General features: G+C 71.9%; 16 protein-coding genes. 14 read left to right on the forward strand and 2 right to left on the reverse strand.

Annotated elements, in window-relative coordinates; all coding sequences use genetic code 11:
- Nucleotides 1-25 precede the first annotated feature (25 nt).
- Genes kynU through L2K70_RS05505 form a run of 4 tightly spaced genes read left to right on the forward strand, consistent with a single transcriptional unit; the run spans nt 26 to nt 2,863 of the window.
- Nucleotides 26-1,240, forward strand: a complete 1,215-nt coding sequence (kynU, locus tag L2K70_RS05490) for a kynureninase (protein ID WP_236400148.1) — start codon at nt 26-28, stop codon at nt 1,238-1,240.
- A complete protein-coding gene (locus L2K70_RS05495) occupies nt 1,237-2,001 on the forward strand; it encodes a GNAT family N-acetyltransferase (RefSeq protein WP_236400151.1) in 765 nt (254 codons plus the stop codon). The genes kynU and L2K70_RS05495 overlap by 4 nt, the downstream gene beginning before the upstream one ends.
- Nucleotides 2,002-2,003: 2 nt before the next feature.
- Entirely contained in the window at nt 2,004-2,420 is a 417-nt protein-coding gene (locus L2K70_RS05500; protein ID WP_236400154.1) for a VOC family protein, read from the forward strand.
- Nucleotides 2,417-2,863 (forward strand): deoxycytidylate deaminase, encoded by a 447-nt coding sequence (locus L2K70_RS05505; RefSeq protein ID WP_236400157.1) that lies wholly within the window; start codon nt 2,417-2,419, stop codon nt 2,861-2,863. Before L2K70_RS05500 ends, L2K70_RS05505 begins: the two co-directional genes overlap by 4 nt.
- Here L2K70_RS05505 and L2K70_RS05510 read toward each other — a convergent pair.
- Nucleotides 2,860-3,300 carry a DUF6973 domain-containing protein gene (locus tag L2K70_RS05510; protein ID WP_236400160.1) on the reverse strand — a complete coding sequence of 147 codons (441 nt, stop codon included), beginning with the start codon at nt 3,298-3,300 and terminating at the stop codon, nt 2,860-2,862. The two genes, L2K70_RS05505 and L2K70_RS05510, sit on opposite strands and share 4 nt — an antisense overlap.
- A gap of 25 nt (nt 3,301-3,325) precedes the next feature.
- On the opposite strand from L2K70_RS05510, the gene L2K70_RS05515 reads away from it, so the two are divergent.
- The 9 genes from L2K70_RS05515 to L2K70_RS05555 all read left to right on the forward strand — a co-directional run bounded on the left by L2K70_RS05515 (nt 3,326) and on the right by L2K70_RS05555 (nt 12,856).
- Nucleotides 3,326-4,351 carry a S66 family peptidase gene (locus L2K70_RS05515; RefSeq protein WP_236400163.1) on the forward strand — a complete coding sequence of 342 codons (1,026 nt, stop codon included), beginning with the start codon at nt 3,326-3,328 and terminating at the stop codon, nt 4,349-4,351.
- 52 nt (nt 4,352-4,403) lie between these two features.
- Nucleotides 4,404-5,099 (forward strand): 4a-hydroxytetrahydrobiopterin dehydratase, encoded by a 696-nt coding sequence (locus tag L2K70_RS05520; protein WP_236400167.1) that lies wholly within the window; start codon nt 4,404-4,406, stop codon nt 5,097-5,099.
- Between the two features lie 236 nt (nt 5,100-5,335).
- Nucleotides 5,336-7,111, forward strand: coding sequence for an acetolactate synthase large subunit (locus tag L2K70_RS05525; protein WP_236400168.1), 1,776 nt, complete (start codon nt 5,336-5,338; stop codon nt 7,109-7,111).
- A complete protein-coding gene (ilvN, locus tag L2K70_RS05530; RefSeq protein ID WP_236400170.1) occupies nt 7,108-7,683 on the forward strand; it encodes an acetolactate synthase small subunit in 576 nt (191 codons plus the stop codon). Before L2K70_RS05525 ends, ilvN begins: the two co-directional genes overlap by 4 nt.
- A 70-nt stretch (nt 7,684-7,753) precedes the next feature.
- Entirely contained in the window at nt 7,754-8,782 is a 1,029-nt protein-coding gene (ilvC, locus tag L2K70_RS05535) for a ketol-acid reductoisomerase (RefSeq protein ID WP_308195738.1), read from the forward strand.
- A gap of 37 nt (nt 8,783-8,819) precedes the next feature.
- Nucleotides 8,820-9,611, forward strand: coding sequence for a class I SAM-dependent methyltransferase (locus L2K70_RS05540; protein ID WP_236400171.1), 792 nt, complete (start codon nt 8,820-8,822; stop codon nt 9,609-9,611).
- A 22-nt stretch (nt 9,612-9,633) separates the two neighbouring features.
- Nucleotides 9,634-10,638, forward strand: a complete 1,005-nt coding sequence (locus L2K70_RS05545) for a heparan-alpha-glucosaminide N-acetyltransferase domain-containing protein (RefSeq protein WP_236400172.1) — start codon at nt 9,634-9,636, stop codon at nt 10,636-10,638.
- Nucleotides 10,635-12,104: a purine-cytosine permease family protein gene (locus L2K70_RS05550; RefSeq protein ID WP_236400173.1), complete on the forward strand. Its 1,470-nt coding sequence runs from the start codon at nt 10,635-10,637 to the stop codon at nt 12,102-12,104. The genes L2K70_RS05545 and L2K70_RS05550 overlap by 4 nt, the downstream gene beginning before the upstream one ends.
- 44 nt (nt 12,105-12,148) lie before the next feature.
- A complete protein-coding gene (locus L2K70_RS05555; protein WP_236400176.1) occupies nt 12,149-12,856 on the forward strand; it encodes a DsbA family oxidoreductase in 708 nt (235 codons plus the stop codon).
- Nucleotides 12,857-12,869: 13 nt separating this feature from the next.
- On the opposite strand, the gene L2K70_RS05560 is transcribed toward L2K70_RS05555, so the two are convergent.
- Nucleotides 12,870-13,445: a YdeI/OmpD-associated family protein gene (locus tag L2K70_RS05560; protein WP_236400177.1), complete on the reverse strand. Its 576-nt coding sequence runs from the start codon at nt 13,443-13,445 to the stop codon at nt 12,870-12,872.
- A gap of 178 nt (nt 13,446-13,623) precedes the next feature.
- Between L2K70_RS05560 and serA the strand changes: the two genes are divergently transcribed.
- Entirely contained in the window at nt 13,624-15,231 is a 1,608-nt protein-coding gene (serA, locus tag L2K70_RS05565) for a phosphoglycerate dehydrogenase (protein ID WP_236400188.1), read from the forward strand.
- Nucleotides 15,232-15,419: the final 188 nt, after the last annotated feature.

Consider the following 15,419-nt stretch of genomic DNA (forward strand, 5'->3'; position numbering starts at 1 on the left):
GACGGCCGCTCGATAGGTTGCCGGGGTGAGCACCTCCCGTACGTCGGCCGAGCTCGACGCCGCCGACCCCCTGGCCGCCCTGCGTGAGCGCTTCGTCGGCGCCGAGACCGACCTCGTCTACTTCGACGGCAACTCGCTCGGGCGGCCCGTGGCCGCGGTCGCGGGCCGCCTGACCGAGTTCGTCCAGCAGGAGTGGGGCGGCCGGCTGATCCGCGGGTGGGACGAGCGCTGGATGGACCTGCCCACCACCCTCGGCGACGACCTCGGCCGCATCGCGCTCGGAGCGGCCGCGGGCCAGACCGCGATCGGTGACTCGACGACCGTCTGGCTCTACAAGCTCATGCGCGCGGCCGTCGACCACGCCGTGCGCACCGACCCGGGCCGCACCGAGATCGTCATCGACACCGACAACTTCCCGACCGACCGGTACGTCGCCGAGGGCATCGCGGCCGAGCGGGGCCTGACCCTGCGGTGGATCGAGGTCGACACCTCGGCGGGCGTCACGGCCGACCAGCTGCGCGAGGCCGTCAGCGAGCGCACCGCGCTGGTCGTCGTCAACCACGTCGCCTACCGCTCGGCCTGGTTGGCCGACGCCCCGGCGCTCACCCGGATCGTGCACGACGCCGGCGCGCTCGTGCTCTGGGACCTCTGCCACTCCGCCGGGGTGGTCCCGACCGCCCTCGACGAGTGGGACGTCGACCTCGCCGTCGGATGCACCTACAAGTACCTCAACGGAGGCCCCGGCTCGCCGGCCTTCGGCTACGTCAACGCCCGCCTCCAGGGCGAGCTGACCCAGCCGATCCAGGGCTGGATGGGCCACGCCGACCCGTTCCTCATGGGTCCCGGCTACACACCCGCGACCGGCATCCGCAGGTTCATCTCCGGCACCCCGCCGATCCTCGGGATGGTCGCGATGCAGAGCATGCTCGAGCTGATCGAGGAGGCCGGAGTCGAGGCGATCCGCGAGAAGTCCGTCGCGCTGACGTCGTACGCCGCCGAGCTGGCCGACGCGACGCTCCCCGAGGTGACCCTCGCGTCCCCGCGCGACCCCGCGCAGCGCGGCGGCCACGTCACGCTGCACCACGACCGGATGCGCGAGGTCACCGCGGCGCTGTGGCAGCGCGACGTCATCCCGGACTACCGCGACCCCGGCGGGCTGCGCATCGGCCTCTCGCCGCTGTCGACGTCGTTCGACGAGGTCGAGCGCGGCATGGCCGCGGTTGCGGAGGCGCTGCGATGACCGGTCCGGTCGGACTCCAGCTGTCCGCCACGCGCACCAGGTCGACCAACGACCACGGCCAGCGCATCGGCCGACCCGTCGACTGGTCGGGCGCAGTCCGGCCGGACGAGGAGCGGGTGCTCGAGGGCGTCGGCGTACGACTCGAGCCCATCGGTCCCCAGCACGTCGACGACCTGGTCGCCGCGGTGTGCCGCACGGACGACGACCCGATCTGGACCTACCTGTTCTGGGAGCGGCCCCGGGACCGCGACGAGATGGCCGCTATCGTCGACCGCGGGGGCGCCGACCCCGGCCAGGTGATGTACGCGATCGTGCCGGTGGAGACGGGCCGCGCGGCGGGCTTCTGCTCGTTGATGCGCATCGACCCCGAGATGGGCTCGATCGAGGTCGGCGGCATCGCCTTCGGTCGCCAGCTCCAGCGCAGCCGCGCGGCCACCGAGGCGATGGCGCTGCTGATGCGGCACGTCTTCGACGACCTCGGCTACCGCCGCTACGAGTGGAAGTGCGACAGCCTCAACGCCCCGTCGCGTCGCGCCGCGATCCGGCTGGGCTTCATCTGGGAGGGCCGGTTCCGCAACGCGGTCGTCTACAAGGGCCGCAACCGCGACACCGACTGGTTCTCGATCACCGACCTCGAGTGGCCACGCGTCCGCGCGGCGCTCGACGAGTGGCTCGACGACCGGAACTTCGACGAGATGGGTCGCCAGCGCGTGCGCCTGGCCGCCCGCCCTCCCGAGAAGGCAGCACCTGAGAAGGAGTGAGCATGGACCAGCGCGTCAGCTTCATCACCCTCGTCGTCACCGACCTCGAGGCCACCCGGACGTTCTACGTCGACGGACTGGGCTGGGAGCCCGAGATCCACGTCGCGGGGGAGGTGCTGATGTTCCGCGTCGCGGACAAGGTCGTGCTCAGCCTCTGGGCCGAGGCGTTCTTCGTGGAGGAGGTCGGCCACCAGCCGGCCCGCGGCGGCGTACCCCCGATCACCCTCGCCCACAACGTCGCCACCAAGCGCGGGGTCGACACGGTCCTCGAGCAGGCGGCCGTCGCCGGCGCCCGCGAGGTCGGCGACGCCATGGAGCGCGCGTGGGGCGGCTACACCGGCTACTTCGCCGACCCCGACGGCTTCCGCTGGGAAGTGGCCTACAACCCCGGCGAGATCGGGCAGTCTGTGCTCCCGTGAGCACGGACGCGTCGACGGTCCCCGGTTGGGACGACTACTTCCTCGGCATCGCGACCGCCGTCGCCGCCCGCGCGAAGTGCACGCGCCGCCGCGTCGGCGCCGTCCTGACGATCGACCATCGGATCATCGCGACCGGCTACAACGGGGCGGCACCCGGCGAGGACGACTGTCTGATGGGAGCCTGCCCGCGCGGCCGGTTGTCGTACGACGACGTGCCGGGGCTCGGCGACTACGACCGGCCCGGCACCGCCGGGTTCTGCATCGCGATCCACGCCGAGGTCAACGCCCTGCTGTTCGCGACCCGCGACACCAAGGGCGCGACGGCCTACATCACCGACCCGCCCTGTCCCGGCTGCCGCAAGGCGCTCGCCGCCGCCGGTGTCGTGCGGGCGGTGTGGCCCGACGGCGAGCACGACCGCGACGGCCTCACCGCCTGGACCTAGTGCGGCTTGACCCAGATCAGCTCGTCGGACTCCCACTTCTCCAACGCGACCGGCACGAGCGCCGTCATCGCGGCCGACACGGACCCCGCCGTGAGGTCGTCGGCGTGCTCGGCGCCCCAGGCCCGGCCCGCGGCGTTGTTGTGCTCGTCGACCGCGGAGTCGCGACGGTTCGGCGAGCCTGACTCCTGTGCCGCGGCGATGGTCCGCGCCGCGTCGACGCCGAACCGGGCGGTGAGCGTGGCCTGCCACATGAAGTGCCGCACGGCGTTGGTGCGGCCGGGGACCGCGCGCCCGTGCGCGGCCGCCGACTGCAGAGCCGCCTGCGAGATCCGCAGCACCTCGAGCGCCTCGGACGGCCCCAGGCCGGCCTTCAGCGCGGCGGCGTACAGCCGGGGCACACCCGTCGCCGCGTGGATGGCCGTGCCGAGGAATCCCATGGACACACCCTGACAGACTCCGACCATGACGCCGATGATCGACGGGATCCGCTTCCCCCGACCGCTCCGCCCGGGTGACCGCATCGGTGTCACCTCTCCGTCCGCCGGTGTCGCGGGCGCGGCGTCGGAGCGGATCGGGTTCTGCGTCGAGTGGCTGCGCGGGCGTGGGTACGACGTCGTGGTGGGGGAGTGCATGGACGGCGCCGGCCTCACCTCGGCGCCGGCGGAGCAGCGCGCCGCGGAGCTGACCCGGATGCTCGCCGACCCCGACATCCACTGCGTCGTCCCGCCGTGGGGCGGTGAGACCGCGATCGACCTGGTCGACCTCCTCGACTACGACGCCCTCGCCGCGGCGGAGCCGACGTGGCTCGTCGGCTTCTCCGACCTGTCGACCGTCCTGCTCCCGATCACCACCCGCCTCGGCTGGGCGACCATCCACGGCGACAACCTCGCCGACACGCCGTACGCCGTCCCCGACGGGCTGCTCCACTGGCTCGACCTCGCGAGCGGGCCGGGACCGTTCGTGCAGCGCGACTCGGGCGTCGTCACCGACTGGTGGCGCTTCGAGGAGGACCCGCGTGCGACGGAGTGGAAGCACGTCGGCACGAACCGCTGGGAGGTCGAAGGAGGCGGCAGCCTGGACGTCTCCGGACGCCTCGTGGGCGGGTGCGTCGAGACGGTCGGCCACCTCGCCGGGACGCCGTACGGCGACGTGCGCGGGTGGGCCGACGCTCTGGACGAGGCCACTGTGGTCTACCTCGAGGCCTGCGAGGACGACGCCGTCGACATCTGCCGGCACCTCCACGCGATGCGCCTGGCCGGGTGGTTCGACCGCGCGGCGGCGGTGCTCGTGGGACGCACGAACGCTCCCGACCACCCCGACCTCACGCAGCGCGGCGCGGTCCTCGACGCGCTCGGCCGGCTCGACCTGCCGATCGTGTGGGACCTGGAGATCGGGCACGTCCCGCCCCACCTGCCCCTCGTCAATGGCGCCCTCGCCCGCGTCGTCGTCGACGGTGACACCCGGGAGATCACCCAGACGTTGTCCTGACCACCGCGATCGGAGGGTGGCCGCTGTCGGTGGGTCGTGGCAGGGTCGCAGGATGAGCGAATCGACCGTCGACCCGAAGGCACGACTCAGCCACGACGAGATCCTCGAGGCCGGGATCGACGACTGGCGCAAGGTCCTCAACTCGCTGCGGGCCCGCTTCCGGACCGGCGACTTCGCGACCGGCGTCGCGCTGGTCGACCGGATCGGTGCGGCCGCCGACGAGGCCGACCACCACCCCGACGTCTCGCTGACCTACCCCGAGGTGATCGTCACGCTCCGCAGCCACGACGTGGGCGGCATCACGAGCCGCGACATCGACCTCGCACGGCGGATCAGCGGGTTCGCTGCCGAGCTGGGAGCCAGGGCCGACGCGTCCGGCCTGACACAGCTCGAGCCGGGCGTGGACACCGCCGACGGCTCGCGGCTGGCGCCGTTCTACGCAGCACTCCTCGGGGGCACGGTCGAGAACGGCGAGCCGGTGGACCCGAGCGGACAGGTCCCGACGCTGTGGTTCCAGGAGCCGCCCGGTCCCGACGACGAGCAGGGAGCCGAGCTGCCCGCCCCGGAGGTCGAGCAGCGCTGGCACTTCGACGTCTGGGTGCCGCACGACGAGGGGGAGAGGCGCCTCCAGGCGGTGCTCGACGCCGGCGGCACGCTGGTCAGCGACGCCGAGGCTCCAGCCTTCTGGGTGGTCGCCGACGCCGACGGCAACCGGTCGTGCATCTGCACGCCCCTGACCCGCGGCTGAGCGGCCACATCCCGAGACTCGCGTTCCACATCGTGGGACGACTGGCACACTGGCTTGACGCCGGCACGGCCCGGCGACGACGGTTGTCGCATGCGCACCAACATTCTTGTACGCACGCGACGCGTGAGCTGAGGTCCCCGGACCCGCGCACACGCGTCATCCCCTCGTCGCCCACCGGGCCGGGGGGTTTTTTGTTGGTCAGGCACAGGCACGACCCCCAACCAGGAAGTGGATCCATGAGCGAGCAGGGCGGACACGGCAGCACTTCGGTCACCGGAGCGCAGAGCCTCGTGACGTCACTCGAGGCCGCCGGCGTCACCGACATCTTCGGCATCCCGGGCGGGGCCATCCTCCCGGCCTACGACCCGCTGATGGACTCCACCCGGATCCGCCACATCCTCGTGCGCCACGAGCAGGGGGCCGGGCACGCGGCCCAGGGCTACGCCGCCGCGACCGGGAAGGTCGGCGTCTGCATGGCCACGTCCGGGCCGGGTGCGACCAACCTCGTGACCCCGCTGGCCGACGCTCACATGGACTCCGTCCCGATGGTGGCCGTCACCGGTCAGGTGGGCGCCGCGATGATCGGCACGGACGCCTTCCAGGAGGCCGACATCCGTGGCATCACGATGCCGATCACCAAGCACAACTTCCTCGTCACCGACCCCGCCGACATCCCGCGCACCGTGGCCGAGGCCTTCCACATCGCCTCGACCGGCCGCCCGGGTCCGGTCCTCGTCGACGTGGCCAAGTCGGCGCTCCAGGCGATGACCACCTTCAGCTGGCCCGACGAGCTGCACCTGCCCGGCTACCGGCCGGTGACCACGCCCCACGCGAAGCAGATCAAGGAAGCGGTGCGGCTGATCCGGCAGGCCCGCCGACCGGTCCTCTACGTCGGCGGCGGCGTGATCCGCGCCCGCGCCTCGCGGGAGCTCGCCCAGCTGGCTGCGCTGACCGGCATCCCGGTCGTCACCACCCTCATGGCCCGCGGCGCGTTCCCCGACAGCAACCCGCAGCACCTCGGGATGCCCGGCATGCACGGCACCGTCGCCGCCGTGGCCGGACTGCAGAAGAGCGATCTCATCATCAGCCTGGGCGCCCGCTTCGACGACCGCGTCACCGGCAACCTCGACTCGTTCGCCCCCCACGCCCTGGTCATCCACGCGGACATCGACCCGGCCGAGATCGGCAAGAACCGTCACGCGGACGTGCCGATCGTGGGCGACTGCAAGGAGGTCATCGCCCAGCTCGTCGCGCTGCTCACGGCCGAGGGCGCCGACGGCGACTACGAGGCGTGGGTCGCCTTCCTCGCCGGCCTGAAGAAGAGCTACCCGCTGGGCTACGACACCCCCACCGACGGCTCGCTCGCCCCGCAGTACGTCATCGAGCGGCTCGGCGCGATCGCCGGCCCCGAGGCCGTCTACGCCTCGGGTGTCGGTCAGCACCAGATGTGGGCGGCCCACTACGTCGGCTACGAGAACCCCAACACCTGGATCAACTCCGGCGGCCTCGGCACCATGGGGTACGCCGTCCCGGCCGCGATGGGCGCCAAGGTCGGCATGCCCGACACCACCGTGTGGGCGATCGACGGTGACGGCTGCTTCCAGATGACCAACCAGGAGCTCGCCACCTGCGCGATCAACGACATCCCGATCAAGGTCGCGATCATCAACAACGAGTCGCTCGGCATGGTCCGGCAGTGGCAGACGCTGTTCTACAACGAGCGCTACTCCAACACCGACCTGCACTCCAAGCGCATCCCCGACTTCGTCAAGCTCGCCGACGCCTACGGCTGCGTGGGCCTGGCGTGCGAGTCGCCCGACGAGGTCGACGCCACGATCGAGAAGGCGATGGCCATCGACGACCAGCCCGTGGTGGTGGACTTCCGGGTGCACCGCGACGCGATGGTGTGGCCGATGGTCGCGGCCGGCACCAGCAACGACGAGATCAAGTACGCGCGCGACCTCGCGCCGAAGTTCGACGAGGTCGAGGACGACTGGGAGGTCCGGGCATGAGCACCCCATCCGCCAAGCACACCCTGTCCGTGCTGGTCGAGAACAAGCCCGGTGTGCTCGCGCGCATCGCCGGCCTCTTCTCGCGCCGCGGGTTCAACATCGACAGCCTCGCGGTGGGTCCGACCGAGCACCCCGAGGTCTCGCGGATGACCATCGTGGTCAACGTCGAGGAGTCACCGCTCGAGCAGGTGACCAAGCAGCTCAACAAGCTCGTGGAGGTCATCAAGATCGTCGAGCTCGACGGGCCGGGCTCGGTCAACCGCGAGCTGCTGCTCGTCAAGGTGCGCGCCGACGCCGCGACCCGCGGCGCGGTGCTCGACGCCGTCCAGCTCTTCCGTGCCAAGGTCGTCGACGTGTCGCCCGAGGCCGTCACGGTCCAGGCCGTCGGCAACGCCGACAAGCTGGCCGACCTGCTGCGGGTCCTCGAGCCCTTCGGCATCCGCGAGCTCGTCCAGTCGGGCATGGTCGCGATCGGTCGCGGCTCGCGCTCGATCAGCGAGCGCCCGCAGCGCCCGGTCGCCGTACCGGCCCCTGCTTCCGCCATCAAGCCCATCGCCTCAGCCGCTGGTTGAGGAGGTCGCGCAGCGACCGTCACGAAACCCCACCTACCCCGCAGCACCAACCCATGAAGGAGAGCCCCCAGTGGCTGAGATGTTCTACGACGACGACGCCGACCTGAGCCTGATCCAGGGCAAGAACGTCGCGGTGATCGGCTACGGCAGCCAGGGCCACGCCCACGCGCTGTCCCTGCGCGACTCCGGCGTCGACGTCCGGATCGGCCTGCAGCCGGGCTCGAAGAGCCGGGACAAGGCCGAGGCCGAGGGCCTGCGGGTCCTCACCCCGCGTGAGGCCGCGGAGGAGTCCGACCTGATCGTGATCCTCGCCCCCGACCAGCACCAGCGAAAGCTCTACGCCGAGGAGATCGAGCCCGCGCTCACGCCCGGCGACACCCTGGTGTTCGGCCACGGCTTCAACATCCGCTTCGGCTACATCACCCCGCCCGCCGGCGTTGACGTCTTCATGGTGGCCCCCAAGGGCCCCGGCCACCTCGTGCGTCGCGAGTACGTCGACGGGCGCGGCGTGCCGGTGCTCGTGGCGGTGGAGAAGGACGAGTCCGGCAAGGCCTGGGACCTCGCGCTGTCCTACGCGAAGGCGATCGGCGGCCTGCGCGCCGGCGGCATCAAGACCACCTTCACCGAGGAGACCGAGACCGACCTGTTCGGCGAGCAGGCCGTGCTGTGCGGTGGCGCATCCCAGCTCGTGCAGTACGGCTTCGAGGTCCTCACCGAGGCCGGCTACCAGCCCGAGGTCGCCTACTTCGAGTGCCTCCACGAGCTCAAGCTCATCGTGGACCTGATGTACGAAGGCGGCATCGCCAAGCAGCGCTGGTCGGTCTCCGACACGGCCGAGTTCGGCGACTACGTGTCCGGCCCCCGCGTGATCACGCCGGAGGTGAAGAAGAACATGGAGGACGTGCTCGCCGACATCAAGAACGGCGCGTTCGCCGAGCGCTTCATCACCGACATGGACAACGGCTCGCCCGAGTTCACCGCGTTCCGCCAGAAGGCCGAGTCGCACCCGATCGAGCAGACCGGCCGCGAGCTCCGCAAGCTGATGGCCTGGGTGAAGTCGCACGACACCGACTACACCGAAGGCTCGTCGGCGCGCTGACGCCGGTCCAGCCCCACCGCGAGAGGACGGCCCCGGCGTGACGACGTACACCCACGGACACGCCGAGGCCGTCCTGCGCTCGCACCGCTGGCGCACCGCGGAGAACTGGGCCGCCCACCTCCTGCCGCACCTCCGCGACGACCAGCGCCTGCTCGACGTCGGCTCCGGGCCCGGCACGATCACGGCCGACCTGGCCCGGATCGTGCGCGAGGTGGTCGCGGTCGAGATCAACGACGCCGCGGCCGACCTCACGCGGGCCGAGCTCCTGCGGCAGGGCGTCACCAACGCCACGGTCGTCGTCGGTGACGTGCACGCGCTCGACCTCACGGACGACGAGTTCGACGTCGTCCACGCCCACCAGGTGCTCCAGCACGTCTCCGACCCCATCGGCGCGCTGCGCGAGATGCTGCGCGTCACCCGACCCGGCGGCCTGGTCGCGGCCCGCGACAGCGACTACGGGCACTTCTCCTGGTACCCGCCGACCGCGGGCCTCGACCGCTGGCTCGAGCTGTACGACGGCGCGGCGCGGGCCAACGGGGGAGAGCCGCACGCCGGTCGGATGCTGCTGGCCTGGGCGCACGCCGCCGGGGCCACGGACGTCGTCGCGAGCTCGGCGACCTGGTGCTTCGCCACACCCGAGGACCGGACGTGGTGGGGCAACCTGTGGGCCGACCGGCTCACCTCGACCGCCCTCGCGCGCCAGCTCGTGGACAGCGGTCGCGCGACGCCCGACGAGCTCGACGACGTCGCGGCCTCCTGGCGTGGATGGGCCGACGACCCGGACGGGTGGTTCTCGGTCCTCCACGGCGAGGTGCTGATCCGCGCCTGACCGGCCGGGGCAGGATGTGCTCGTGACGCACCGCCGGCCCGACGTCGACCTGGTGCGCTTCGTGGCCCTCGTGTCGATGTACGTCGCGCACGTGACGCCGATCCAGGGACCGGCTCACGTGTTCGAGCTGAGCGAGTACCTCACGATGCCGCTGTTCGCGCTGCTGGTCGGCGTCGGTGCCGAGCTCGGCGCCCACCGCCGGGGCGCCCGTCACTGGTACGCCGTCGTCGTGCGCGCCCTCGCCCTGGTCGCGCTCGGACTCGCCCTCGAGCGGGCGGGAGCGCAGGTCGTCGTCGTGCTCGCCCACCTCGGTGTGGTGCTGGTGCTGGCGGCACTCCTCGCGCGACTGCCCACCGTGGTGGTCGGCGCGGTCGCCCTGGTCGCGGTGGTGGTCGGTCCGTGGGCCGTCCGGCACACGCGGGTCGGCGGCCTCCTCGATCCGGGCCTGCTGGGCGACGCGACGCGTTTCGCCGTGGGTGGCCCCTACCGCCTGCTCCCGATGCTCGCCTACGCGGCGATCGGGATCGTGCTCGCCCGTCTCCTGGTCCGCGGCCCCGGCCGGGACGCGGTCCTCGCTCCCACGGCCGTCGGTGCCGGGCTCCTCCTCTCGGGCGCCGCGATGCTCGCCGCGGAGCAGAAGGGGATCGTCGACCTCGTGCCCTACTCCGGCACGCTGCAGGAGACCACCCTCGACGCGCTCGTGGCGACAGGCGTCGCGCTCGTCGGCCTCGCCGCCGCCCGCGCCCTCGCCCGCGGTGCGACGGGTCGCCTCGTCAGCTGGCCGGCGGCGGTCGGTGCGATGACGCTGACCCTCTACGCGCTCCAGGTCCTCTGGCTTGCGTACGACGTCCGGGTGCTCCACCCGGGCGCCGCGGACGACTCGTGGCGCAACCTCGCCGTCCTGCTGGTCGGGTCGCTGGCGGTGACCGCGGCCTGGCACGCGGTCGTGCGCCGCGGGCCGTGGCGGCGTGGTCCGCTGGAGGGGCTCCTCGACCTGGCCTCGCGCGGGCCTACGATGCGGTCATGAGCACAACTTCGGAGAGGTCCGGGCTCGAACGAACCCGACGGCTCGGCGTCGAGACGACCGGCATCGAGATCATCGAGGAGTCCGAGCGCACCGCCCGGCCGCAGGACCTGTTCTGGCCGTGGTTCGCGGCCAACGTGTCGGTCTTCGGCCTGAGCTACGCCTCGTTCGTCCTCTACTTCGGCATCTCGTTCTGGCAGGGCGTGCTGGTCTCGGTGATCGGCATCGTCGTGTCCTTCGCCCTCTGCGGGGTCATCGCCATCGCCGGCAAGCGCGGCTCCGCGCCCACGATGATCCTGAGCCGCGCGGCCTTCGGGGTGAACGGGCAGAAGGTGCCCGGCGTCATCTCGTGGCTCGTCTCGATCGGGTGGGAGACGTTCCTCGCCATCCTCGCGGTGCTCGCGACCTCGACGATCTTCACCCGTCTCGGCTGGGGCGGCGGCACCGGTACGAAGGTGGTCGCGGCCGTCGTGGTGGCGGCCCTCATCGTGTCGGCCAGCGTCGCCGGCTACCACATCATCATGCGGCTGCAGTCCGTGCTGACCTGGATCACCGGGATCGTGACGATCCTCTACATGGCCCTCACGGTCGACGACATCGACTGGTCCGCGGTGCAGGACATCCCGGCCGGCTCGACGCAGGCGGTGATCGGGGCACTCGTGATGGTGATGACCGGCTTCGGGCTCGGCTGGATCAACATCGCCGCCGACTGGTCCCGCTACCAGAGGCGCAGCGCCTCCGGCCCGTCGATCGTCGCGTGGAACACCTTCGGTGGCGCGCTCGCCCCCGTCGTGCTCGTGCTGTTCGGCCTGGCTCTCGCCGGCTCGTCGACCGAGATCCTCGACGGGGTGGCGGGTGACCCGATCGGCACCCTGGCCACGCTGCTGCCGACCTGGGCCCTCGTGCCCTTCCTGCTGGCCGCCATCCTCTCGCTGGTCAGTGGTGCGGTGCTCGGCATCTACTCCTCAGGGCTCACCCTCCTCTCGCTCGGCGTACGTCTGAAGCGGCCGCAGGCGGCCGCCGTCGACGGCGTCCTGCTGACCCTCGGCACCTTCTACGTCGTCTTCGTCGCGGAGGACTTCGCGGGGCCCTTCCAGAGCTTCCTCATCACGCTCGGCGTCCCGCTCGCCGCGTGGGCCGGCCTGATGATCGCCGACCTCGCGCTGCGCAGGCGCGACTACGACGAGGAGGCGCTGTTCGACCCGGCCGGTCGCTACGGCTCCGTCGACTGGACGGCGATCGGCACCATGGTGGTCGCCTCGGTCGTCGGCTGGGGGCTCGTGATCAACACGTTCTCCGACGCGGCGTCGTGGAACAACTGGCAGGGCTACCTCCTCGGCCCCCTCGGCCTCGGCGGCCGGGACGGGGCGTGGGCGTTCGCCAACCTCGGCGTCCTCTTCGCCCTGGTCATCGGGCTGGTCGGCGGCTACGTGCTGCGTCGCTCCACGGTGCAGCGCCAGGAGTCCTGACCGCCCGCGGGAACACGCAGGTCAGGACCGGTGTTGGGCCGGTCGTGAAGATCGAGATCTGGTCCGACGTCGTCTGCCCCTGGTGCTACATCGGCAAGCGCCGCATCGAGAACGCGCTGGCCGAGCTCGGCCACGCCGACGAGGTGGAGGTGCACTGGCGCTCCTACGAGCTCGACCCGGGGGCGCCCGTCGAGCCGACCCAGCCGACCTCGGTCATGCTGGCCCGCAAGTACGGCCAGTCGCCCGCAGGCGTTCAGCAGATGCAGGACCGCGTCGAGGCCGTCGCGGCCGAGGAGGGGCTGGTCTACCGGCTCTCCGAGACGCTGCACCTCAACACCGTCGACGCGCACCGGGTCATCCACCTCGCCCACGCCGAGGGCGGCAACGAGCTGCAGGGCCGGGTGAAGGAGGCGCTGCTCGAGGCGTACTTCACCCAGGCGCGCAACCTCGCCGACCACGCGGTCCTGCGCGAGGTCGCCGTCGCCGCGGGCCTCGACGGCACGCGGGTGGACGAGGTGCTCGCGTCGCGCGAGTTCGAGGCCGACGTCCGGGCCGACGTCGAGCAGGCCCAGGCCTACGGGGCGACCGGCGTGCCGTTCTTCGTGATCGACCAGAAGTACGGCGTCTCCGGGGCGCAGCCCACGGAGGTCTTCACGCAGGTGCTCGAGCGCGCGTGGTCGGAGTCGCACCCGACCCTGCAGACGGTCGGCGCCGACGGTGAGGTCTGCGGACCGGACGGCTGCGCCATCTGACGCACGCCCGGTCTCACGAGACCGCCTTGACCCCCTGTGCGGCCTTCGCGGCCGACGTCTCCACGCGGGTGGCGCGGGTCTCGGGCCGCTTGGCCAGCACGATCCACGTCAGGATCATCTTCCGCGCCGAGGGTGACCACGCGTCCCAGTGCTCGCGCGAGCCCGGGTGACGCTCGAACGCGGCAGCGAGGTCGGTCGGCACGACGAGGTCCTCGACGTCGTCCATCAGCGTCCACATACCCGTCTCCTTGGCCTTCTCGACCGCGGCGGCACCGGCCGGCTCCATCAGCCCGGCCTCCTCGAGCCGGGCGATCCGGCCCTTGTTGATCCGGGTCCACATGCTGCCGGCGCGCCGGGGCGCGAACCACTGCATCGACCGCAGGTCGTCGACCGGCCTGACCGTCGAGTCGACCCACCCGAACCGCAGTCCCTCGATGACGGCCTCCTCGTAGGAGAACGGCCGGTCGGCCGCCTTGCGCGGCGACACCAGCCACACGCCGGTCGGCTGCTCGTGGTGCTCGCGCAACCAGTCGCGCCACTCCTCGACCGTCGCGGGCTCCAGCCGCTCGGCCTCGTCCATCGCTCCCATGGCCGCCAGTGTGGAGGAGGCGAGTGCGCTCGCGGTAGTGACGGCCGCAGGGCTGCGCACTCGACCCCGGGGCCGCACGGTGGGACGGGTTCGGAGGCCCGCGGTGGCGCGGGTAGTGTGGGCGGAGCACAGCGTCGTGCAGTCCCGGACCACCCTCCAGATTCCTGAGGACCCCGCTGTGAACGCACCCGCTGCCACGCCCGCCAAGCCCGTCGTCCTGATCGCCGAGGAGCTGAGCCCGGCGACGATCGAGGCGCTCGGCCCCGACTTCGAGATCCGCCACTGCGACGGCGCCGACCGCGCCGCGCTGCTGCCGGCGATCGCCGACGTGGACGCGATCCTGGTCCGTTCGGCCACCAAGGTGGACGCCGAGGCGCTCGCCGCCGCTCGCCGCCTCAAGGTCGTCGCCCGTGCCGGTGTCGGCCTCGACAACGTCGACGTGAAGGCCGCGACCCAGGCCGGCGTGATGGTCGTCAACGCGCCGACCTCCAACATCGTCAGCGCCGCCGAGCTCGCCGTCGCGCTCATGCTGGCCGCCGCCCGCCACGTCAGCCCCGCCCACGCGGCGCTGCGCAACGGCGAGTGGAAGCGCTCCAAGTACACCGGGATCGAGCTCTACGAGAAGACCGTCGGCATCGTCGGCCTCGGCCGGATCGGCGTCCTGGTCGCCCAGCGGCTCAGCGCGTTCGGCATGAAGGTCATCGCCTACGACCCCTACGTGCAGGCCGGCCGCGCTGCGCAGATGGGCGTGCGCCTCGTCGACCTCGACACGCTGCTCGCCGAGTCCGACTTCATGAGCGTCCACCTGCCCAAGACGCCCGAGACCGTGGGCCTGATCGGTGCCGACCAGCTCGCCGCCGCCAAGGAGAGCCTGGTCCTGGTCAACGCCGCCCGCGGCGGCATCGTCGACGAGGCCGCCCTGTTCGACGCCCTCAAGACCGGTCAGATCGCGGCGGCGGGCCTCGACGTGTTCGCGACCGAGCCGTGCACCGACAGCCCGCTGTTCGAGCTCGACAACGTCGTCGCGACGCCCCACCTGGGTGCCTCGACCGACGAGGCGCAGGAGAAGGCCGGGATCGCCGTCGCGCGCTCGGTCCGCCTCGCGCTCAGCGGCGAGCTCGTGCCCGACGCGGTCAACGTGCAGGGCGGGGTCATCGCCGAGGACGTACGGCCCGGCATCCCGCTCACCGAGAAGCTCGGCCGCGTCTTCACCGCGCTCGCCGGCGAGGTCGCCCAGCAGCTCGACGTCGAGGTGCGCGGCGAGATCACGGAGTACGACGTCAAGGTGCTCGAGCTGGCCGCGCTCAAGGGCGTCTTCGCCGACGTCGTCGAGGAGCAGGTCTCCTACGTCAACGCCCCGCTGCTGGCTGCCGAGCGTGGCACCGAGGTGCGCCTGGTCACCGAGCCCGAGAGCCCCGACCACCGCAACCTGATCACGCTGCGCGGCACCCTGGCCGACGGCACCCAGGTGTCGGTCAGCGGCACGCTGGTCGGCCTCGCGCAGAAGGAGCGGCTCGTCGAGGTCAACGGCTTCGACGTCGACCTGGAGCCCACCACGCACCTGGCCTTCCTCACCTACGAGGACCGCCCCGGCATGGTCGGCACGGTCGGCGGGATCCTCGGCGACGCCGAGGTCAACATCGCCGGCATGCAGGTCTCGCGCCACGACAAGGGCGGCTCGGCCCTGGTCGCGCTGAGCGTCGACTCGGCGATCCCCGCCGAGACGCTGGCGCAGATCGAGGAGGCCATCCAGGCCGTGTCGGTCCGCGCGGTGGACCTGTCCTGACCCTCCACCCCGGGAGCGGTATGCAGGTCACGGTTCGGTAACGACCCTGCAAAAAACCTGCAGGCCGTCTTCCCTGTGGCCCGGATCACCACGGAGGATCCTCGACGGACCGCCGCATCGGGCGGCGGTCGTCAGATCAGGGATGTCTCGGGCGACGATCTCGACCTGGGCTTTCCCTGCCTGCACAT

It is taken from the genome of Nocardioides potassii (genome assembly GCF_021648885.1).
In the GTDB taxonomy this organism is placed as follows: domain Bacteria; phylum Actinomycetota; class Actinomycetes; order Propionibacteriales; family Nocardioidaceae; genus Nocardioides; species Nocardioides potassii.

Bases quoted from the DNA above. Each gene is read 5' to 3' on its own strand.
- ilvN (WP_236400170.1), top strand. From the start codon at position 7,108: ATGAGCACCCCATCCGCCAAGCACACCCTGTCCGTGCTGGTCGAGAAC.
- L2K70_RS05515 (WP_236400163.1), top strand. From the start codon at position 3,326: ATGACGCCGATGATCGACGGGATCCGCTTCCCCCGACCGCTCCGCCCG.
- L2K70_RS05500 (WP_236400154.1), top strand. From the start codon at position 2,004: ATGGACCAGCGCGTCAGCTTCATCACCCTCGTCGTCACCGACCTCGAG.
- L2K70_RS05525 (WP_236400168.1), top strand. From the start codon at position 5,336: ATGAGCGAGCAGGGCGGACACGGCAGCACTTCGGTCACCGGAGCGCAG.
- L2K70_RS05550 (WP_236400173.1), top strand. From the start codon at position 10,635: ATGAGCACAACTTCGGAGAGGTCCGGGCTCGAACGAACCCGACGGCTC.
- L2K70_RS05510 (WP_236400160.1), bottom strand. From the start codon at position 3,300: ATGGGATTCCTCGGCACGGCCATCCACGCGGCGACGGGTGTGCCCCGG.
- L2K70_RS05560 (WP_236400177.1), bottom strand. From the start codon at position 13,445: ATGGGAGCGATGGACGAGGCCGAGCGGCTGGAGCCCGCGACGGTCGAG.
- L2K70_RS05495 (WP_236400151.1), top strand. From the start codon at position 1,237: ATGACCGGTCCGGTCGGACTCCAGCTGTCCGCCACGCGCACCAGGTCG.
- L2K70_RS05520 (WP_236400167.1), top strand. From the start codon at position 4,404: ATGAGCGAATCGACCGTCGACCCGAAGGCACGACTCAGCCACGACGAG.